Annotated in this window: 15 protein-coding genes and 1 pseudogene; 10 read left to right on the plus strand and 6 right to left on the minus strand. The window is 22.9% G+C overall.

Annotation, left to right across the window (positions count from 1 at the left end):
* Positions 1-7 precede the first annotated feature (7 nt).
* From tyrS to D500_RS01390, 8 genes are all read left to right on the plus strand, one after another.
* Entirely contained in the window at positions 8-1,252 is a 1,245-nt protein-coding gene (gene tyrS / locus D500_RS01355) for a tyrosine--tRNA ligase (protein ID WP_008364150.1), read from the plus strand.
* Between the two features lie 178 nt (positions 1,253-1,430).
* A complete protein-coding gene (dnaE, locus tag D500_RS01360) occupies positions 1,431-4,394 on the plus strand; it encodes a DNA polymerase III subunit alpha (RefSeq protein WP_008364148.1) in 2,964 nt (987 codons plus the stop codon).
* A gap of 8 nt (positions 4,395-4,402) precedes the next feature.
* On the plus strand, positions 4,403-7,132 hold the full coding sequence (gene polA, locus D500_RS01365; protein WP_008364146.1) for a DNA polymerase I: 2,730 nt from the start codon (positions 4,403-4,405) through the stop codon (positions 7,130-7,132).
* A gap of 10 nt (positions 7,133-7,142) precedes the next feature.
* Entirely contained in the window at positions 7,143-7,967 is an 825-nt protein-coding gene (gene mutM, locus D500_RS01370) for a DNA-formamidopyrimidine glycosylase (RefSeq protein ID WP_008364144.1), read from the plus strand.
* Positions 7,968-8,124: 157 nt separating this feature from the next.
* Positions 8,125-9,303 carry a DnaD domain protein gene (locus D500_RS01375; RefSeq protein ID WP_008364143.1) on the plus strand — a complete coding sequence of 393 codons (1,179 nt, stop codon included), beginning with the start codon at positions 8,125-8,127 and terminating at the stop codon, positions 9,301-9,303.
* Positions 9,304-9,312: 9 nt separating this feature from the next.
* Positions 9,313-10,251, plus strand: a complete 939-nt coding sequence (locus D500_RS01380; RefSeq protein WP_008364142.1) for an ATP-binding protein — start codon at positions 9,313-9,315, stop codon at positions 10,249-10,251.
* A 105-nt stretch (positions 10,252-10,356) separates the two neighbouring features.
* A complete protein-coding gene (gene gap / locus D500_RS01385) occupies positions 10,357-11,373 on the plus strand; it encodes a type I glyceraldehyde-3-phosphate dehydrogenase (RefSeq protein WP_008364141.1) in 1,017 nt (338 codons plus the stop codon).
* Between the two features lie 116 nt (positions 11,374-11,489).
* Positions 11,490-12,704 carry a phosphoglycerate kinase gene (locus D500_RS01390; protein WP_008364140.1) on the plus strand — a complete coding sequence of 405 codons (1,215 nt, stop codon included), beginning with the start codon at positions 11,490-11,492 and terminating at the stop codon, positions 12,702-12,704.
* Between the two features lie 79 nt (positions 12,705-12,783).
* Here the strand turns inward: D500_RS01390 and D500_RS01395 are convergent, their stop codons facing one another.
* The 4 genes from D500_RS01395 to D500_RS01410 form a co-directional block, all read right to left on the minus strand.
* Positions 12,784-13,452 (minus strand): LemA family protein, encoded by a 669-nt coding sequence (locus D500_RS01395; RefSeq protein WP_008364139.1) that lies wholly within the window; start codon positions 13,450-13,452, stop codon positions 12,784-12,786.
* A 12-nt stretch (positions 13,453-13,464) separates the two neighbouring features.
* The gene (locus tag D500_RS01400) at positions 13,465-15,219 is read right to left on the minus strand and encodes an MAG1210 family protein (protein ID WP_008364137.1); all 1,755 of its coding nucleotides are present in this window, start codon (positions 15,217-15,219) and stop codon (positions 13,465-13,467) included.
* Between the two features lie 130 nt (positions 15,220-15,349).
* Entirely contained in the window at positions 15,350-16,297 is a 948-nt protein-coding gene (locus tag D500_RS01405) for a hypothetical protein (RefSeq protein ID WP_008364135.1), read from the minus strand.
* Between the two features lie 71 nt (positions 16,298-16,368).
* On the minus strand, positions 16,369-18,210 hold the full coding sequence (locus tag D500_RS01410; protein WP_008364133.1) for a ribonuclease J: 1,842 nt from the start codon (positions 18,208-18,210) through the stop codon (positions 16,369-16,371).
* 547 nt (positions 18,211-18,757) lie between these two features.
* Between D500_RS01410 and D500_RS01415 the strand changes: the two genes are divergently transcribed.
* On the plus strand, positions 18,758-19,441 hold the full coding sequence (locus tag D500_RS01415) for a lipoprotein (RefSeq protein WP_239759464.1): 684 nt from the start codon (positions 18,758-18,760) through the stop codon (positions 19,439-19,441).
* 482 nt (positions 19,442-19,923) lie between these two features.
* Positions 19,924-21,329: pseudogene (locus tag D500_RS01420) on the plus strand (IS3 family transposase).
* Positions 21,330-21,375: 46 nt separating this feature from the next.
* On the opposite strand, the gene D500_RS01425 reads toward D500_RS01420, so the two are convergent.
* A complete protein-coding gene (locus tag D500_RS01425; protein WP_008363291.1) occupies positions 21,376-22,887 on the minus strand; it encodes a BspA family leucine-rich repeat surface protein in 1,512 nt (503 codons plus the stop codon).
* A 249-nt stretch (positions 22,888-23,136) separates the two neighbouring features.
* Positions 23,137-23,949: a Fic family protein gene (locus D500_RS01430; RefSeq protein ID WP_008363293.1), complete on the minus strand. Its 813-nt coding sequence runs from the start codon at positions 23,947-23,949 to the stop codon at positions 23,137-23,139.
* Positions 23,950-23,955: the final 6 nt, after the last annotated feature.

The raw sequence follows: 23,955 nt of genomic DNA on the forward strand, positions 1-23,955 counted from the left end.
AAGTTTTATGAAAAATAATATATTAGAAGAATTAAAATGAAGAGGTTTAATTAAACAAGTTACTAATGAATCTAAAATTTTAGATGCTCAAAATAATAATGATGCAGTATATTGTGGGTTTGATCCAACAGCTGATTCACTTCATGTTGGGCATTTAATGATGATTATTACTTTAAAAAGATTTGCTGATTTTAACTTTAAACCAATAGCTTTGATTGGTGGAGCTACTGGAATGATTGGTGATCCTTCATTTAAAGCAAGTGAAAGAGTTTTACAAACTAAAGACCAAGTTGATCATAATATTAAAAAAATTAGTGAACAATTAAAAGAAATTATTCCAACAGTTAGTTTTGTAAACAATAATACTTGATTAGCAAATATTAGTTTAATTGACTTTTTAAGAGATATTGGAAAACATTTTAATCTAAGTTATTTATTAGCAAAAGAATCAATTGCTACAAGAATTCAAACAGGTTTATCAGTAACTGAGTTTTGTTATACTATGCTACAAGCTTATGATTTTTATCATTTATATAAAAACAATAACTGTAGTATACAAATTGGTGGTTCTGATCAATGAGGAAATATTACTAGTGGTATAGATTTTATTAGTTATACTATTAATAAAAATAATAAAGCTGCAGGTTTAACTATTAATTTATTAACTAAATCAGATGGTCAAAAATTTGGAAAAACTGAATCTGGAGCTGTGTGATTAGATAAAAATAAAACTAGTGAATATGAGTTTTATCAATTTTGATTTAATCAAACAGATCAAGATTGCATTAATTTATTAAAATGTTTAACATTTTTAACTAAAGATCAAATTGATCAATTAGTAAAAGAACATGAAAAAGAACCTTATAAACATTTTTTACAAAAAGCTTTAGCTAGTGAAATGACTCAGTTTGTTCATAAAAAACAAGGTCTAGAAAAAGCTTTAAAACTAACTGATGCCTTTTTTAGTGGTGATTTATTTTCTTTAACTGATGATTTATTTCAAATGGCTTTAAACTCTTTACCAAATACTCAAATTAGTAAAGAAACTAAAGTAATTGATGCTTTAATCCAATTAAAAACTGCTAGTTCAAAAAGAGAAGCTAGAGAATTTTTAACTAATAAAGCAATTATGATAAATAATCAAATTATTGAAGATGAAAATATACTAATTAGTGATTTTAAATTAATTGAAAATAAATATTTATTAGTTAAAAAAGGTAAGAAAAAATATTTTGTTATTTTAGTAAAATAAAAAATCTAAGTTATATAAAAACTTAGATTTTTTTATCTATTTAAAATATTCTTATTTAATCTATATTTTATAATGTTTTTCTATTATTTATTAATATTTAAATCTATATATAACTTATAACTTGTTTATTATTTTAAAACTATAAAAAACTCACTAAAATTATTATTAAGGAGTAACTATGAACTATTTATCTTTATTAACTGTTAAAAATGAATATGATTTTTTAGAATCTTTAATAACTATTGATCAATACATAGAATTTATTAAAAAAAATAATCTTAGTTATGCTTTTTATAGTGAGACTCATAATATGTATGGAGTAGCTGAGTTTTTTAAAAAAGCTACTGATAATAACATAAAACCAATAATTGGATTAACAATCTGTTTACAAGATTTTTCTAAACTAGTTATTTATGCTAAAAATAAAAAAGGTTATCAAATTCTAAATTTTATTTCTAGTTTTTTAAATGATGGATTTAATCATTATGATTATGAAATAAAAGAATATATTTTAGAACTAGTTAATAATAATGTGATTATAGTTGGTTTAATTAATGATTTAGATTTTAAAAATAATTTAATTAATAAGCTTAAAGATGATTTTTATGATGTTAATTTTTTAAATTTATATTTTGATCAAATTAGTTATTTAGATATTAATGATAAAAAAGCTTATAGTATTTTAAATGCAATTAAAACTAATAAAACTATTGATCAAATAACTAATACTAATAATTATTTTTATCCAGATATTAATTTTTTATCTACTAATTATTCAATAGATAATATTAAAAAAGTTAATGAACAAATTAATTTAAAAGTTGATTTTAACTTATTTGAAAACTCAGAAAAACATTTAGTTAAATATAAAAATGCCAACAATTTATCTTCATATGAATATTTAAGACAAATCTGTTTATTATCATTAAAAAAATATAAGCAAAAAGTAAAACCAAATATTAATTTAGATTTATATGTTAATAGATTAAATTATGAATTAGAAGTTATTAAACAAATGGGGTTTAGTGACTATTTTTTAGTTGTTAGTGATTATGTAAATTTTGCTAAGAAAAATGATATTTTAGTAGGTCCTGGAAGAGGAAGTGCTGCTGGTAGTTTAATTAGTTATTTATTAAGAATTACAGATATTGATCCATTAGAATATGATCTTTTATTTGAAAGATTTTTAAATCCTGATCGTTCTAATTTACCAGATATTGATTTAGATTTTCAAGATAATAGAAGAGAAGAAGTTTTAGAATACTTATTTGAAAAGTATGGAAAAAATCACGTAGCAATGATTACGACTTATCAAACTATTGGATATAAAATGGCTTGAAGAGATGTATGTAGAGTTTATAATATTGATCTATTAATTGTAAATAAAATTTCAAAAATTTTAGATCAATTTGCTAGTTATGATTTTTTAGAATTTGTTAAAGAAAATAAATTATTAAATGATTATTTTAAAGATGACTTATTTAAAGAAATTTTTTTAATAATGCATAAAATTATAGGCTTACCACGTCAAACTTCAACACATGCAGCTGGAGTTGTTTTAACTGATTGTGATTTAAGAGAACTAGTACCTATTAAAAGTGGGTTTAATGGAATTAATCAAACTCAATTTGATATGAACTATTTAGATGTTTTAGGTTTAATTAAAATGGATATTTTAGGGTTAAGAAATCTAACTACTATTCAAGAAATTAAGCATTTAATTTATTTAAATCAAAATTTAAAAATTAGTTTAAATAAAATTCCTTTAAATGATAAAAAAGCTTTTGAACTTTTAAAAAACAAACAAACTTCAGGAATCTTTCAACTTGAATCAAAAGGTATGACTGATTTAGTTTCTAAAATGCAAGTTGATTCTATTGAATTAATTTCAACAGCCTCAGCTTTATATCGCCCAGGTCCTCAAGAAATGATTCCAACTTATTTAGAAAATAAAAAAACTAATAAATATAAAATTATTGATCAAAGTGTTTATGAGATTTTAAAACCAACTTATGGAATTATTGTTTATCAAGAACAAGTAATGCAAATGCTAAATAAAATAGCTAATTTTTCTTATGCAAAAGCAGATATTATAAGAAGAGCTATGAGTAAAAAAAATAATAAAGTAATGCAATCTATGAAATTAGAATTTATAAATAGTGCAGTTAAAAATAATTTTTCTTATAATAAAGCTAATTTAATTTGAAATTGAATTGAAAAGTTTTCAAATTATGGATTTAATAAATCACATTCAATTTCTTATTCTTATATTAGTTATTGATTAGCTTATTTTAAAGCTCATTTTACATCTGAATTTTATACTAGTTTATTAGATCAAAATATTGGTAATGAAATTAAAACTCAACAATATATTAAAGAGTTGTATGAATATAAAATTAAAGTAAATAAACCTAGTGTAATTAATTCTACTTTTAATTATCAAATTATTGATAAACAAATTTTTATGCCTTTAACTTGTATTAAATCTATTGGATATGAAATAGTTAAAAAAATTAATCTAGCAAAAAAAGAAAATAAAGATATGTATTTAGATATCCATAATTTCATACTAGCTATGGTTAAACAAAAAATTAACGTTAATACTTTACAAACTTTAATTAAAGCTGGAGCTTTAGATGTTTTTAATTATAATAAAAAAACAATGTTAGAGAATTTAGATCTTTTAATTAATCAAGCTAATGCTTATAAAGAAGTGAATAATATTTTAGATGATGAAAAAATTAATCTAATTATTTATGATGAATATGAAGATGAAACTTTAGCTAGTTTTGAAAAAGAATTATACGGATTTTTTATAGACCAAAACCCAATTTTAAAATTAAAAACAAGTAATTTTAATTTAAACTTAGTAGATATTTCAAAACTTGAATATAATAAAAACCAAGTAATTTTAGGTTATGTTTTAAAGATTAAAGAAATTAAAGATAAAAATAATAACAAAATGGCATTTGTAACAATTTTTGATAACACTAGTGAAATTGAATTAACAATATTTAGTAGTGATTATATGAATTTAATAAATCAATTAGTAGTTAATAAAGCTTATATTTTTAAAGTATTAAAAACTAAAAAAGATAATAAAACTTCAATTAAATTTGTTAGTTTAATTAAGAGTATATAGGAGATTGTATGAAAACTAAAATATTAGTAGTTGATGGAAATTCTTTAATTTTTAGAGCTTATTATGCTACTGCTTATTCATCTAATTCTTATTTATTAAAAACAAATACAGGTGTTATTACAAATGCTGTTTATTCTTTTATTAGTATGTTATTATCTGTTATTAATCAAAGAGGACCTTATGATCATATTTTAATTGCTTTTGATAAAGGTAAAAAAAATTTTAGACACGATTTATTAACTGATTATAAAGCTAATAGAATTAAAACTCCAGATGAATTAGTTCAACAATTTAGTATTATTAGAGAGTTTTTAACAAAAGCAAATATTCAATGATTTGAACAAGATAATATTGAAGCTGATGATATAGTTGGATCAATTTGTAAACTAGCTGAAAACCAATTTGAAAATCTACAAGCTGAAATTTTAAGTAGTGATAAAGATATGTATCAACTAATTACAAATAATGTTATTTGTTTAAATCCAATTCAAGGTGTTAATGAACTTGAAGAAGTTGATACTAATAAATTATTTGAAAAATGACAAATACAACCTAATCAAGTTGCAGATTATAAAGCAATTGTTGGAGATAGTTCTGATAATTTAAAAGGAGTTAATGGGATTGGACAAAAAGGAGCTATTAAATTAATTCAACAATATAATAATTTAGAAAATATTTATAATCATTTAAATGAACTAACTAATAGTATTAAAACTAAATTAGAACAAGATAAAGATATGGCTTTTTTATGTAAAAATCTAGCTACTATTAAAACTGATGTTAATATAGATAATTTTTCATTTAAAAAACTAAATTTTAATATTAATAATATTGAAGAATTTTTAAATAAATATCAAATGTTTTCTTTAAAAAAACGTTTTACAAATATTTTAAATATTGATTTTAAATCAGTTGTTAAAGAAAAAATTGAAACTAAAATTATTAATTCTTGATCTAAAGATTATCAAGATCAAATAAATTATTTATATGTTGAATCATTAGAAGAAGATTATCATAAAGATAAAATTATTGGAATAGCTATTTCAAATACTAAAGGAAATTTTTATTTAGATTTTAAAAATAAAGCTCAACAATTATCATTTTTTGAAGATACTAATTTAGATAGTGTTGATGTTTTATTTGAAGAGTTTTTAAATGATCCAAGTTTTTTAAAATACACTTATGATATTAAAAAAACCTCTTATTTATTAAAAAACCATAATTATAATGTAAAACCAAGTAATTTTAGTTTTGATTTTATGGTAGCTTGTTATTCTTTAAATGCTAATATTAGTGCTGATTTATCTAGTCAAATTAAACTAATTGATGAACAAGTTGATCTAGATACTAATGAAAATGTTTTTGGTAAAGGTGTTAAAAAAAATCCTGATATTGATTTAGATATTAAGTCAAAATATATTACTAAAAAAAGTTATTTATTAAAAAAATATACTGATAAACTAATTGAACAATTAAAAGATACTAATACTTATAATCTATATTTAAAAATTGATCATCCTTTAATTGAAGTTTTATATGATATTGAAGAACAAGGAATTTTAATTGATAAAGAACAATTAAAACTACAAACTCAACAAATTTTAAAAAAAATTAATCATATTGAAGGACAAATGAAAATCATTGTAGCTGAATATATTGATAGTGATTTTAATTTTTCTTCACCAAAACAAATTCAAGAATTATTATTTGATAAATTAAAATTACCTAATTTAGAAAAAGGAACTACTAGTAAAGAAGTTTTAGAAAGACTAGTTAATTATCATCCAATTATTAACTTATTATTAGAACATAGAAAATATACTAAATTATATACAACTTATTTAAAAGGTTTTGAAAAGTTTATTTTTGATGATAATAAAGTTCATACTATTTTTAATCACACTTTAACAAATACCGGAAGATTAAGTTCATCTTATCCAAACATTCAAAATATTTCTATTAGAGATACTGATCAAAAAGAAGTTAGAAAAATATTTATAGCAAATAAAAACAAGACTTTTTTAAGTTATGATTATTCTCAAATTGAATTAAGAGTACTAGCTCAAATGTCAAAAGAACCTAATTTAGTTTTAGCTTTTAATCAAAATGTAGATATCCACTCAAGAGCTGCTAAATTAATTTTTAATTTAAAAGATGATGAAATTACTAGTGAACAAAGAAGAATAGCTAAAGTATTTAATTTTGGTATTTTATATGGTTTAACTGATTTTGGATTAGCAAATGATTTAAATATTAGTGTTAGTCAAGCAAAACAAATGATCAATGATTATTATGCTGCTTTTCCTAGTTTGTTAGACTTTAAAGAAAAACAAGTAGAAATTGCTACAAATAATGGGTATATAACAACTTTATCAAATAGAAGAAGATATATTAATGAATTAAATTCAACAAATTATAATGTTAAACAATTTGGAAAAAGAATAGCAGTTAATACTCCAATTCAAGGAACAGCTTCAGATATTTTAAAAGTTGCTATGATAAGTATTTATAAAAAGTTAAAAGAACAAAATTTAGATGCTAAAATTGTAGCTCAAATTCATGATGAAATTATTTTAGAAGTTGATGATAATCAATTAGAACAAACTAAAACTATAGTTATAAATGAACTACAAAATGCTTTAGAAAAACTATTTACTGATTTAAATATTAATGATCAAGTTGTAGTTAAATTAAAAGTTGGAGAATCAGTTGGTAAAACTTGATTTGATTTAAAATAGAAAGGATTTTATGCCAGAACTACCAGAAGTTGTTACAGTTACAAATACAATAAAACCAAGCTTAATTAATAGAACTATTTTAAATGCACAAATATTTACAAATAAAATCATTTCATCAACTAGTGTTGATCAATTTATTAATTTAACTAAAAACCAAAAAATATTAGATGTTTATAATCTAGCAAAATATATAGTTTTTGAATTAAAAGATCATGTGATTATTTCACATTTAAGAATGACTGGTAAATGAGTAATTGAAAATGTTGATCAATTTGCTTATAAAAAATCTTGATTAAGAGCTGAAATATTATTAGATAATAATTTAGTTTTTAGATTTTATGATATGCGTGGATTTGGTACTTTAAATATTTATAATAAACAAACATTTTTAAAAGATTCTCATTTAGATAAACTAGGACCAATTCCTTTAAACAATTTAACTAGTGTTGATTACTTATTTAATAAATTACAAAAATCAAATAAAGCAATTAAAACAGTTTTACTAGATCAACATGTAATTAGTGGATTAGGAAATATTTATGTAAATGAAGTATTGTTTTTATCAAAAATTAACCCTTTAACTAGTGCTAATTTAATTACAAAACAACAAACAAGTGAAATTATTAAAAACTGTGAACAAGTTTTAAGTGAAGCTATTTTATTAAAAGGAAGTACAATTAGTGATTTTGAATCACTTCCTGGAGTTACTGGAAGTTATCAAAACAAACTTTTAGTACACTTAAATAATAAAAATTGTAAAATTTGTGATACTAAAATCTCAAAAATAAAAGTTAATGGTAGAGGAACTTATTATTGTTCAAATTGTCAAAAATAAATGTGGATAAGTGGAAAAGATATAGATAACTACTATTTAAAACTACTATTTTTAACTTCTAACAAGCAATTAATTACCAATTAAAAATAATTGCTTTTTTCTTTTAAAAAAGAATATAAACTTAGATATTATAAGTTATAGAAAAGAGGTTAAAGATATGTTGAGTAGGAATTTTTCTTATTCTGTTAGCTTAAATTTTGAACTAGATCAAGAACAATATAAATCTCTAACTTGTTTATATCAACCTCTTATTAGTGCTCAAGCTATTAGTTTGTATTTAACTTTAATTCAAGAAGTAAAAATTAGTAATATTTTAAAAGAAGAAGCTTTAGAATCTAAAAGATTACTAAACATCACTAATTTTACTTACAAAGAACTAGTTAAAACACTAGATCTATTAAATGCTTTTAAATTAATAAAAGTTTATGTTAAAAAAAGTGATTATAGTTTAATTAAATTTGAAATTTTAGCTCCTTTAAAAAGTTATGATTTTTTTAATCATAAATATTTAAATAATTTGTTATTAAATAAATTAGAAGCTAATGATTATGAAATCACTAGATTTATGTTAATTAATGATAATAAAATAAACACTAGCCAATATCAAGAAATAGTTGTTGATTTAGTAGATATTTATGATCAAACTATAATTAGTGATTCAAATGTTTTTGAATTTGAAACTAATAAAGAAATTAGTTATTTTGAAAAACTAAAAGAATTTGTTAATACTGATTATTTAATTACTAGTTTAAAAAAACAAAATATTGATTTAGATTTTGTTGATGAAACTAGTTTAAAAAGTTTATATGATTTATTAACTGTTAAAAAACTTGATGAAGATCAAATCATTAATTTAATTATTAATTCATATAACTTTACTAATAAAAACATTGATCTAAATAAATTTAAAAGCTTATTATTTAGTTTAATAACTAAAAAACAAACTAATAAAAATCAAGAACTAATTGATTTAATTAATCAAACTAATTGATCTGAATATAGTAAACAAAAATATGATATTGATTTAACTTCATATACTAGTGTATTTGAAAATATTAAACAAAATTATTGTTTATCTAATGGAATAATTAATTGTTTAATTGATTTTTCTTATAAAAAAAATAATGGACAAATTATTGTAAATTACATAGCTAAAATTGCAAAAACTTTATTTGAAAAAAACATTAACACTACTTTTAAAGTAATGCAATTTTTAAAAAATATTCAATCTAAAACTTTAACTAATAACCAAATAATATTTGATTCTAATGATTTTAATTTACAAACTGAATCTATTTTTGAGTTTAGTGAAGAAGAGTTAAAGTGTTTAGTATAGAAAGTATTTATGAAACTAGATGATTATAAAAACAATGTTAAAATTAAAAAACTAATTGATGAATCGTTAAATTCAAATGACATAATTACTGATCAAGTTTTACTAGATAATCAAAATATTTTAGATGAGTTTTTATTAAACTATAAAGAATGTAGTTTAGATAAAGAATGCAATCAAGTTGTTAAAAATTATCAAGTAGATTTAGTTTTTAAAGATCATCAGTTTTATTTAAAAAACGTTTTATGTATTCATGGAAAACAAACAGAAAAGCTTTTTATAATTAAAAAAAATTATTGATTTAGTGATTTTGACATTAATTCATTTCATTTAACTTATGATGAATATTTTAATAATCAATTAAATAATTTATCTTTTAATTTATTAGATCAAAATGAAAAGAATTTTAGAAAGACTTTATTAAGTAATATTTTAAAAGCTATTCAAAAAGGTTATAAAAAAGGTATTTATTTATATGGTAATTCTGGAATTGGAAAAACTTATATGTTTAAAGTTTTAGCAAATACATTAGCTAGTAAAAATAAAACTGTAATTTTTTCAACACTAAGATCTTTAATAGATAAATTAAAAGAATCTTTTAATTCAAATGAAATTAATTCATCAGAGTTATTAAAAAAAATTAAAAACGTTGACTTTTTGTTTTTAGATGATATTGGTGGAGAAAATCTAAGTTTATGAGCTAGAGATGATTTTTTATTTGAAGTATTAAATTATCGACTAGAAAACAAAAAACCTACTTTTTTTACTTCTAATTTTTCTATTGATTTATTAGAAAAAAACTTACAATTTACAAGACAATATAATAATTTTTTAACTTCAAAAGATGTTTTTGAATTAGAAAAAATTAAAATTGATCGTTTAATTTCAAGAATAAAAGCCTTAGTAAAAGAGATAAATTTTACTGGAATAAACAAAAGAAGAACTAATTAAAATCCTTTTATTTTATAAATATTTCAGAAATTTATTTGTATAATTTAAAATGTTATAATTTTTTTATATGAATGAATTAAACAAAACAAAAGAAAGGTAACTAATATGTCAAAAAAAGTTGCAATTAATGGATTTGGTAGAATTGGTCGATTAACATTTAGACGCTTATTTGAAAAAGGTGTTGATATTGTTGCAATTAATGACTTAACAGACACTAAAACATTAGCTTATTTATTAGAATTCGATACAGCTCAAGGAATTTTTTGTGAAGGTGAAATTTCATACACTGATAACTCAATTTTAGTTAAAGGAAAAGAAGTTAAAGTATTTGCTGAAAAAGATGCCACTAATTTACCATGAGGTGAATTAAAAGTTGATTTAGTTGTTGAATCAACTGGATTTTACACTGATAAAGAAAAAGCTTCAGCACATATTAAAGCAGGAGCTAAAAAAGTTGTTATTTCAGCTCCAGCTACTGGTGATTTAAAAACTATCGTTTATGGAGTTAACCACAAATCATTAACTAGTGAAGATACAATTATTTCTGGAGCATCATGTACAACTAACTGTTTAACACCATTTACAAAAGCTTTAGATGACGCATTTACTATTAAAAAAGGATTCATGACTACAGTTCATGCTGTAACTAATGACCAAAGATTATTAGACTTAAATCATAAAGATGTACGTAGAGGAAGAGCTGCTGCTTGAAACATTGTTCCTTCAACTACTGGAGCTGCAAAAGCAGTTAGTTTAGTATTACCTCATTTAAAAGGTAAATTAGATGGATATGCATTACGTGTTCCAACTATTACTGGATCAATTACTGATTTAACTGTTGAATTTGAAACTCAAGGATTAACAATCGAACAAATTAATAACGCAGTTAAAAAAGCATTAGAAACTGATGCTGATTTAGCTTTAGCAATGAAATATGAAACTAAACCTATTGTTTCATCAGATATTATCGGATCTAAATTTGGATCTATCTTTGATGCTACTTTAACAAAAGTTATGGACGTTGATGGAAAACAATTAGTTAAAGTTTGCTTATGATATGATAATGAAAGTTCATACGTTTCACAATTAGTAAGAACTACAGTTTACTTTATGTCATTATAAAAATATTAAAATCTAAACTTTTTGTTATGTTTTACAACGGGTTTAGATTTTGTTTTTAATTGTGAATTTATTTAAATATAGTAGAATAATTATTAACTACTATAAAAGGAGAAAATATGAATTACAATAATAAAAAAACATTAAAAGACATAGATGTTAAAAATAAAACTGTACTAGTTCGTGTTGATTTTAATGTACCAATTCAATCTGGAGTTATTACTGATGATAATCGTATAATTGCAGCTCTTCCTACTATAAATTACTTAATAGAAAATGATGCTAAAATCGTGTTATTTTCACACTTATCAAGAATTAAATCAAAAGAAGATAAATTAAAAAAATCATTAGCTCCTGTTGCTAAAAGATTAGAAGAAGTTTTAAATAAACCAGTTAAATTTGTTAATAAAACTAGAGGATTAGAACTAGAACAAGCTATAAGTTCATTACAACCTAAAGAAATAGTTTTAGTTGAAAATACAAGATTTGAAGATGTATTAGAAGATGAAGTTGTTAAATACGAATCAAAAAACAATCCTGAATTAGGTAAATATTGAGCTAGTTTAGGAGAAGTATTTGTAAATGATGCTTTTGGAACTGCACATAGAGCTCATGCTTCAAATGTTGGAATTGCTTCAAATATTAAGGTTTCAGCTATTGGATTTTTAGTTGAACAAGAATTAAAAATGTTATCTCAAGCAGTTAATGAACCTAAAAAACCATTTGTTGCTATTTTAGGTGGAGCTAAAGTTTCAGATAAAATTGGAGTTATTGAAAACTTATTACCAAAAGTTGACAAACTATTAATTGGTGGAGGAATGAGTTATACATTCTTAAAAGCACTAGGTCGTAACATTGGTAAATCATTATTAGAAGAAGACAAAATTGATTTAGCTAAACATTATTTAGAAATTGGTAAAGATAAAATTGTAGTTCCAGTTGATACTGCTTGTTCAAAAGAATTTGCTGATGTAACACCAACTATTTTTGAAGGTAATATTCCAGATGAATGAGATGGTTTAGATGCTGGACCAAAAACAATTGAATTATATAAAAATGTAATTAAAGATGCTAAAACTATTGTTTGAAATGGACCTGTTGGAGTATTTGAATTTAAAAACTTTGAAAAAGGTACAAGAGCAGTATGTCAAGCAATTGCAGAACAAACTAAAAAAGGAGCATTTACTTTAATTGGTGGTGGAGATAGTGCTTCAGCTGCAATTAATATGGGATTTAAAGATGACTTTTCATGAATTTCAACTGGTGGAGGAGCTTCACTAGAATTTATGGAAGGAAAAGAATTACTAGGTATTTCTGCAATTCAAGAAAAATAATTTTAATAATAATTTAATAGATACAAAAAACTCACTTATGAATTCACAAGTGAGTTTTTATTTGCTTATAAATTAGTTATTATTTAAAAAAGTCTTGATTTGCTAGTTCTTTAATTTCACTACTTGTTGCAAAAGGAATTCTAGTTGTGTATTGCATTTTAGCAGCAACTATCATTTTTGTAGGTCATTCATTTATTGAACGATTTCATTGAAACACTGTATCATTATAAATATCTCTAGCTGCAGTTATTTCTTTTTGTAAATATAAGTTTTGTTGTAATGCTTGTCTGATTGATTCATGAGCTTGTAAATCTGGATAGTTTTCAATTTGTAAATTTAATCCTCTAATAGTTGTATCTAATTGAGCAGCAACATCAGTTCTGTTTTCATCATTTAAATTAATTCCAGCTCTATAAGCTGCAACTGTTTTCATAACATCTTTATCTAAGTCAACAGATTTAGATACTAATGAAGCTAAATTTTTCATAACGAAAAATTTTTGTTCTATATAGTTGTCAATTTGTGAAGCGTTGTGTTGTAGTTTTTGTTCTAATTGAGCTAAGTAGTTTTTAGCTTTAATTTTCATAAATGTAAAAACAATTCCAGGAATAATTCCTAATACTCATAAAAGTATTTCAAAAAACAATGAACCTTTTCCAACAGTTATTAAGATTTTTTTATTAATAACATTTACTTGTCTTCCTTGTTCTAAAATAGGGTCATTCATTTCATCTAGTTGATTTGCCATTTTTATATGTCCTTATTCTATTATTTCAACAGCACCATATTCTGTTAAAATATCATTTTCATTATATTTAGCATTTACTTCTTGATCTCATAATTCATTATCAATTGGTAAATGGTTAAAGATTTTAATTTTTAAATCAGTTACTTTATCATATCTTATATATTCATCTCAAGGAACTGGAACATCATGATATCTTCCATCTCCTCCTCAAACTGGAATATAATCAACTCTTGGTACAATATCAAATCCAATTGAAGTTGCTCTAACATAATCAATATCATCTCTATTAGCAACTAATTGGGTTTTTATAATTGAATTTGTTTTAATATTTGGATGGTCTAATAATTTTGGTGGTAAAAAATTAGCACATACTTCATGTTCATAATCACTAAGAGCTAGTTTAGTTTCAGTCTTATCTATATATCCTGGATTGATTTGAGCAAGTGATGGTATTGAAAAGTATGGAGCTAATGATCAATACATTGTTTTAAAGTAATTTTTATTTATACTATAAAAATGATTTTGTATATGTTCAATACTATAATGTTCATATTGATCTTCGTGATCATAAAAGTTGATTTCATTTAATTTATCAGTTGTAAAAACAATTCACTTATTAACTTTTAACATATGATAATTATCACCAAAACTCTTATTACGATCTTGAACTAATTCAACTAAATTTTGTTGAGCTAATGGAGTGAATAATAATCTAAATTCTCTTTCATTATTTCTATCAAAACAAGATCAAAATGATTCGAATTTAGTATTTGATAAAGGAGTAAAGTTCAGATTTTTTTCACTATATTTTTTTAGTTCTTTTTCAACATTTTTAATTAGTTTATTTTTGTCTTTTTCATTTAGTCTATCGATGTTTTGAGGTTTTCTATAAAATTCTAAGTTTGGTGCTAATTCAGTTGAAAAACGAATTTTTGAAAGATGAGAAAACTCAACAAAAGGTTTGACTACACTAGCTGTTAAGACTTGAGTTTTTGTAACTGTTCTTCTGTTTCCATTACTATCAGTATAAGATTCAGTTCAACTAATTGTTAAAGAACCAGTATAAGTTTTTCTAACAACTTCATATTTATAATCATTAGTTAGTAAGAAATAATTATCATTAATGGTTCCTGATTTTACATAAACTGTTGTTTTATTTTCATCAGATGAACTATTTAAAAAACCATATTCTTCAACTAGTTTATTTATTTTATTTACTCCTAAATGTCTATTTAAATGAATAAAAGGCATTGTTTGAGTTAAAAGTTTGTTTTTAGTTCCAATTTTAATTAATTCTCTTAAAGCTTTAGTTTGTTCAAATCCTATTTTAATTAGTTCATCTAGTTCTTTTTGTTGTTTATATTTTAAATCATTAGCTTGTTTTTTCTTTTTATTAATTACTAAGAATTGAACTAATATAAATACTATAAATAAAATAAGAACAATAACACAAGTTAATACTTCATATCATTGGTAATCTTTAGATGTAACTAAAGAATAAATAAATGATGCACCTAATACACCTGTTAAACAAATTAAAACTATATTAGTAATAAATCAAAATTTAAGTTTTTTTAAACTTGAATTAGAACTATTTATTTCAGCTTGTTTTTTATTAATTTTTATAACTTGTTCTTTATTTTGTTCAACATCAACTTTTGAAGTTGTTATTAAATTATCAAAATATTCTTTAATAATGTTTGTGTTTTTTTCTTGGTATTTGTCATATTCTTTAAGAGGTTCAAAAATAAATTCGCTACTTTCCATTCAATTTCCTTTCTATAAAATACCCTTATTTTTATTTTATATTTTAAAAAAACAAAAAATAAAACACTATCTAAAAATGTTTTATTAAAAATAAAAAACCCTGAACTTTTGTTCAGGGTTAATTAAGGTTTTATTTTAAATTGTATTTTGCTTCTTTTTCTTTAATTTTGTCATATACCTTAATAGTTATAATTCCATCTTTTCTTCAAATACCTTTGATTGTTTGACCAATCATTATTGTTAAAAATATTACATAATAGATTTGGAAAAAGATAGTTAATAACCCTCATAATAAGTATAAAAATCCAATAATAGCATTATCTGCATTTAATACTCTAGCAGCTGTATTTAAAATATTTCCTATTAATCTTAATATTGAATAAATCATTAATATTATTAATTCAACAGTCACGATTACTAAATAAAATACAGCAATAGCTTTCATTAAAAAGCTAGTAAAAGTATTTCCTTCAAATCTTTCTTTTGAGTTTTTATTAAAAAATAAAGCAAATGCTAATAGTCCAACTACTAGTAAAACACCATTACCAATAACTAATCCAACTAAAATTCAATATCAATCTTTTGATTGATCAAATCAAGTATTCATATTTGAATTAAGTATTCTTAATTGTCAGAATAATATAGCTAAAAAGATAGCTGATCCAATTGTTGTAATAATAGCAAATGATCTTGATAAGAATCATTTAGGTTTAATAGTTGAATAAGTAGTTTCATTTGGTAAACTAGTTAAAACTCAAGGAGTTAAAAATCCCCCTAAATTTAAACTTAAACATGCTAGAATATATCTATTTGCAACAAGTTCTTCATCTTGACTTTTTTTAACAAATCTTAAAATAATTGCTGCTGAAATAATAGTTTTTCAAAACATATATCCCATACTTGCATAACCAATTGATAGTAAAACTTGTTTTGAAGGTTCTAATTCTCTAATATTGATTTTGCTTAAAAAATAAAGAGATATAAGCATTCCGATTACAGCAAAAATTGTTCCAACTCACTGAAAGATAACTATTTGTCTTCTTGCTGAAGCATAAATAGGCGAATTATAATTTTTCACTTTTGTTCTCCTTTTGATACAAAAAATATTATATATCAATTGTCTAAGTATAACAAATTTATAAAATTGTTCTACTGTTGAGTCTTTTTATTTAAAATCACAGGAATAATTAACGGATTTCTTCTTTTTACTTTAAATATGTATGGACTTAAAGAAGATTTAATTGCTTTTTTAATAGCAGCAAAAGTTGGTTTATTAGAAGTTAAAACTTCATTAACAGCATTAGTAATAATTTGAATTGAATCACTAATAATTGATCCAGCATCTTTTACATAAAAACTACCACGAGAAATAATTCTTGGTTGAGCTATTAATCTATTAGTTTGTGAATCTAGTGAAATTACAACTGCAATTAATCCATCTTTTGAAAGAATTTCTCTTTCTCTAATTACATTACTTGCTTTTCCAGTCATATCTTTTCCATCAACATAAACTGCATCAGCTTCAACACGTTTTCCAATTTTAGCTTTACCTTGTAATAGTTCTAAAACATCACCATTAGCCATAATAAAACCATTACCTTTTTCTAAATTAACACTTTCACCAGTTTCGACGTGTTTTTTTAACATACGATATTCACCATGCATTGGCATAAAGTATTTTGGTCTAATTAAACTAAATAATAGTTTTTGTTCTTCTTGACTAGCGTGACCTGAAGTATGGATTTTATTATCTGAAGTATTTTCAATTACTTTAGCTCCAACTCTAGTTAGTTTGTTAACTAGTTTTTCAACATCTGCTCTATTTCCTGGAATTGGTGAAGATGAAAATACAACAGTATCTCCTGGAATAATATTAATTGATAAGTGTTTATTATTTGCAATTCTTGATAAAGCAGCCATTGGTTCACCTTGACTACCTGTTGTTAAAATCATTAATTCTTCTGGTTTATATTTATCAATATCAGTTGATTTAATAAATTCTTTTTCACTTATTTTTAAATGCCCAATTTGACGAATAATTTTAATTATTCTTTCAAATGATCTACCTAGAATTACGATCTTTCTATTATATTTATGAGCAGTTTCAATAATATGTTGAATTCTGTGAACATTTGAAGCAAAAGTAGTTAGAAAAATTCTTCCTTTAGCTTGTAAAAATAATTTATCAATATTTGAAATAATGCTTTTTTCACCTTGTGTATATCCTTCAACTTCACTATTAGTTGAATCTGCCATTAATAATTCAACTCCATTTTCTCCCATTGAAGCTAATTTAGTAAGTTCAGCAAAATGACCTAATGGAGATCAGTCAAATTTATAATCTCCAGTTGAAAAAATATTACCATTAGGAGTTTGAACTAAAATACCAAATGCATCGGGAATGGAATGGTTTAAAGCAGCATAACTAACTTTAAAGTTTTTAGTTTTTCATACATCATCAGCATCATATTCTTTAACAATAGTTTTATCTTCTATTTTATATTCTTTTAATCTATCTCTAATTAACATTGCAGCTAATTTTGGAGCATAAATCACAGGAATATTTACTTGTTGAACTAGATATTGAATTCCACCAATATGATCTTCATGACCATGAGTAATAAATAAAGCTTTAATTTTTTCTTGATTTTCAATCAAATAAGAATAATCAGGAATAACAGCACTAACACCTAACATTGTTGATTCAGGAAATTTAACTCCAGCATCAATCATTATTAATTCATTATCATATTCAATACAATAAGTATTTTTTCCAACTTCTTCTAATCCACCTAAAGCAAATATTTTTGTAGGAATGTTAGTTTTTTGATATTGTCTTTTAACTTCTTTTTGTTTAAATACATATGGTTTAAATTCTTTTTCATCAATACTGATATTTAATTCATCACCATCATCATCAAAGCTACTAATTTGGTTTTCTATTTCTTCATCTAATATATCTAGTTGTTTTTTATTATCGATATTTGACATTTTTTCCTTTCCAAATAAAAAATATTAAAATAAAAAATTAAAGTTATTTTAATTATTAAATATTACTGTTAGTTAATTAATTTTATAGTATGTTTGCTTATTAATATTGTATAACATTATTTGTTATAAAAGAAATTAAAAAAAGTTATAGAACTTATAAAAAATATAATACACTTATTAAATTATAAATATAAATAATTAACGATTTTGTTTATTAAACTAAAAAAAGAGACTTTTAAAAGTCTCTTTTTTATACTGATAAATTTAGAAATTCTTTAATTATTTTTATTTGGCCATCTTAAATGTTAAAAAGAATCAAAAAAAAATTTTAACTCTCAATCTTATTAATAAAAACAACATTATTTATAAAATTGCTTCATTTAATAGTTAAATACATTTTGCAGTTAGTTAGCAATTGTGTTAAAAATACTGGGTTTTTTCACTTTTTTTTTGTAAATTAGATTTTTCAACAATTTGTATAAGTAAAATAATACCGTATAAAAACGCAAGTTCTGTACAAATATTAATTAATTTATAGGTGTAATATATGAAAAAATTACTAACAATATTAGGTTCTCTAATGATTAGTACAAGTGGAGCTAGTCTAGTTGTTGCGTGCGGAAATATTAATGAACCAAAGGCAGAAAAGAAAACTAAACATGATGATTCAACAAAAATGGATAAAACCACTGAATCTAGTGAAAACAAAAATGAAGTAGATCCAAAAAATGATCCTACTAAACATACAAAACCAGTGGGTCCGATAAATGAACCTACCAGAAAGGCTAAATTGGTTTCAATAAACGATACTATTAATAATAGAAGTTTTATAAGTGGAACTCCAAGTGAAATTACTGGAACTATTCATAACTCTCATTTTGTAAGCAAAGTTGAAAGTGATCCAGTTTCAATAAACGATACTATTAATAATAGAAGTTTTATAAGTGGAACTCCAAGTGAAATTACTGGAACTATTCATAACTCTCATTTTGTAAGCAAAGTTGAAAGTGATCCAGTTTCAATAAATGATACTATTAATAATAGAAGTTTTATAAGTGGAACTCCAAGTGAAATTACTGGAACTATTCATAACTCTCATTTTGTAAGCAAAGTTGAAAGTGATCCAGTTTCAATAAACGATACTATTAATAATAGAAGTTTTATAAGTGGAACTCCAAGTGAAGCAACTATGCCTTATGGTTATTTAGGACTAGAAGATCTAATTAAATAATTTAAATTTAATAAATACACGTTGAAATCTAAAATAATGTCTAATAATTTATAAATTTGCCCTCATTTATCACACATATAAAATAAAAATTTTAATATGATAACAAGTTGTTTTCTAAACAAATGCAGATATCAACTTGATTAGTTATCACACAGCGTATATATCTAGATATCAACTTATTTTGTTAAACGTTGAATTAGAGTTATAGATTTTCGTGCTTAAATCTAACGTTAACGACTTTATTTATTAAACTAAAAAGAGACTTATAGTCTCTTTTTTTTCTACTAATGTGTTTAGAAGTTTTTTAGTTTCTTTTATTGTTTATCATTTCAAACGTAAGGAAGAATCAAGACGAACTTTAACCACAAATTTTGTAAAAACAACAATATGAAAATATTTAAATATTATTCATAAAAAAAGACACATTTAAGTCCCCCGAACCCCATATTCCGGACTAAAAATCCAGGAAGTGGGGTTTTTATATGGCTAAATGAAGCTTAGAAAAAAAATTAAAAATTGTCAAAGAAGCTAAAAGACTTAATGTTAAAAATAGCACCTATTTGGCAGACAGGCATAATGTCTCGGCTAATACTTTAAAGGGTTGAATTTACAAATATGAAATGTTTGGAATAGAAGCGCTTACCCACAAGAAAACAAAACCTCATTATAGTTTGGAAGCAAAACAAGAAATAGTATTATATAAACTTAAAACTAAAGAATCATACAGGGAAATTGCAAAAAAATTTAATATTATACATTCATCAACTATAGCTGGTTGAGTTAAAAGTATAAAGAAAATGGAATTTTAGGGTTAAATAATAATATAGGAAGACCTAAAAAATTATGAAAAACTCTAAGAAAAACCAGTTAAAAAAAAGAAAACAAAAATAACAACTAATAATGAAGATAGAATAAAACAATTAGAAGAAGAAGTTGAATACTACAAATTAGAGGTTGAATTCTGAAAAAAGTTAAACACCTTGTTGACAGAAGAAGAATCAACAAGGAAAAAACAAAAGTAATTTTAGAAATGCTAAAAACTCACAAAAAAGCTAAAGTTTCTATTCTTTTAAAAATAGCAAAATTACCTAAATCCTCTTTTATGAATGAAAAAGAAATTAGAAAATTCAATAGATAAGGATATGGAATTAAAAAATATAATTGTTGATATATTCAACAAATCATTTGAAAGATATGGCTATAGACGGCTAAAAATGACCTTAAAATCAATGGGATATATTGTGAATCACAAAAAAATTTTAAGGCTAACTAAAGAACTTGGTATTCAGTGTGTCAAATTTAGAACAAAGAACAGAAGATATAGTTCTTATAAAGGAACTGTTGGGAAAATCGCAGACAATGTTTTAAAAGAAATTTTTCTTCAACAAAAGCAAACAGAGTTTGATGTACTGATGTAACAGAGTTTAAAGTTAATGGTCAAAAACTATATCTGTCACCAATTATTGATCTTTATAACAGTGAAATTATTTCATATTCAATTCAATCTAGACCTAACTTAAACCTAACTAATTCAATGCTAAAAAAAGCGCTTAAGAAGGTTAAAAATACAAATGGTTTAGTAATTCATTCTGATCAAGGATTTCATTATCAGCACATGAGTTGAGTAAGTACGCTAGAAGAAAATAACATAATACAAAGTATGTCTAGAAAAGGTAATTGCTTAGATAATGCTATTATAGAAAATTTTTTTGGTTTATTAAAACAAGAAATTTATTATGGTGAGAAATACAATTCAATAGAAGATTTAACTAAAGCAATACATAAATATATTTATTGGTTCAACAATATAAGAATAAAAGAAAAATTAAAAGGATTGTCTCCTGTACAATTCAGAAAACAATCCTGTTATAATATTGAAAATTTTTAGTCCGTGTTTAAGGTAGCGGGGGGAAGTGTCTAATGATTTTTATAAACTATTTAACAAATTTTTTAGGGATTTTTTTATTGTTAAATTCTGAATGAGAGTTAGTATTAAAGTCTCTTACATAACTAACTCTATTTACATTTCATTCTGATAAATTCTGATTAAATAAACTAGCACCATTAAACATACTATTCATATCAGTTACTCTTGAAGTATCTCAATTTGAAATGTCTTGATTAAATGCTTTGGCATTTTTAAATAACTCACCCATATTTTGAACTCTTGAAGTTTTAAAGTGAGATAAGTCCTGATTAAATGAACTAGCTCCTGAAAACATTCTACCCATATCAACAACTCTAGAAGTATCAAAATTAGAAATATCCTGATTAAAGTTAGTTGCATCTTTAAACATATCAATCATATTTGTAACATTAGAAGTATCTCATTGTTCTAATCCTAAAATTTCTTTATTAACATTATTTTGAAATGCACCTTTTAAATTAGTAATAAAACCAGGTAATTTTGAAGGAACTTTTTTAACATGACTTGGAATTGGTTTAATTTGTCATTGACCATAATTATTTTTAAAATAACCAATTTCTTTAAGTTCAGTTTGATCTTGTTTATCTAAAACTTCATCTTGATTTTTTTCAGGTTCTGGTTTAACTTTATAATCTAGTTCTAATTTATTTGAATAATTATCATTATTTGGAGTAATGATAATCTTATCTTTTGTTATTTGGATATTAAAATTGTCTTTAAAATCTATGTCTTTTAATTCAGGATTTTTTTCTTTAATTAAATCAATAATTTTTTGTTCATCTGGTTGTAGATCAAACTCATAATTATTAATTTCATTAGTGTTAATCACTTCTTCAAGTTTTTTTCTAATTTCAAATTTATAACCTGTAATTTGTCCCTTATAAAAATCTGAATCAGGTTTTGATTTAATTGTTACAATGTTATTTTTAATATCTAATTCAAAATGATCTTTAAAATTAATATCTTTTAAACTATCTTTATTTAATTCGATAATTTTATTAATAATTTGATCGTGATCAACACTATCAAATTTACCTAGATATTTATCTTTTGAATTAAATAATTGATCAATATTAGTTCTTGCAAATCTGATTTCAATTTGTCCTTCATATTTGCTTTGTTCTAATTTTGCAACAACTTTAACACTATTAGTATCTTTTAATAATACTAAGTCAACATCATCTAAACTAAGTTTTATATTTTTATAAGCTTTTTGCTTATTAATCTTAGTATTGATGTGTTTTAAAATATTTGTTTTATCTTCAGTATAGAAAATTGGTAAAAATCGAGAATTAATATTAATTGTATTTTCTAAATTAATAACAGTGTTTCTATTTCTATCATCCTTTCTAACTACTCTTCTTCTGTTTTTATTAATACCAACAGCAGTAGCTGTTATTAAGCTAGTTCCAAGTAATAAACCGGCCAACACAATTAAATATTTTTTCTTTTTCTTTTTATCATTTTGTTCTTTTTTATTTTTACTTGTAATTTTAATGTTAGTTTTCTTTATAGCCATACAATTATTTTTTACAAAATTTTAAAACAAATTTCAAATTTTTTGCAAAAAATATTCTAATTTTCATAAAAAAAATATATAATAATTATTTATTTTGTTAAAAAATAGTTGTTTTTTAGAGTAATTTTAGATAATTTTGCATAAAAAAAGACTAGGGTGCGTACACTTACCTAGTCTAGTTCGATCGGAGGAGCCCGACCTGTTTTTTTTATTATACTAAAAATAGTTAATGAAGGAAAATATCTAAAACTATAAACTATTTTCTTTTAAAATTCTTATATAAAAATTTAATCTTAATAACTCGTAATTAGCAATTAAATTAGTCATAGTAGTTAGATCATTTTTCTTATGATAATCATCAAAAGCTTGATAATATAAATCTCTATTTACAAACTTAATATCAATAGGATAATAACCATTTTTAATTAACTGATAATTAATTAAAAGTCTACCTGTTCTTCCGTTTCCATCAATAAAAGGGTGAATTGATTCAAACTCTAAATGAAACTTAGCAATCTTTTTAATAATATGATCACTAGAATTAAAATATTGTTCTAATAATTGTTCTAATTTAGGTTCAATTAAATAAGGTTGAACTGGTTGATGAGAAGCATTTAAAATACTTACTGGTAGTTTTCTAAAAATTCCAGCATTCATTTTATTACTTTGTAAAACAAAATAATGTAAATGTTTAATAGTTTTTAAATCTATTTCTAAATTATCATTTAATAATTCATTCATATATAAAAATGCTTGTTTATTTCCAATGGCATCTAAATAAAATTCATAATCAATATTATCTAAAACTACATCATTATTTAAAACTAGTTTTGTTTGTTCTAAAGTTAAAGGACTATTTTCAATAGCATTAGTATTATAAACATATTCTTCTAAAAACTCATTAAATATCTTTTGTTTTAATTCATCACTTAATGGTTTTAAAGACTTAATAATTTGGATTTTTTGATCAATTAAATCTAATAAATCAACATTAATTAAATCTAATGGATTATCTAAATCAATTGGAATTAAATAATTATTATCTTTAATAATGATAACCAAGTAATT

The sequence above is a fragment of the Mycoplasma feriruminatoris genome (assembly GCF_000327395.2).
Classification (GTDB): Bacteria; Bacillota_I; Bacilli_A; order Mycoplasmatales; family Mycoplasmataceae; genus Mycoplasma; species Mycoplasma feriruminatoris.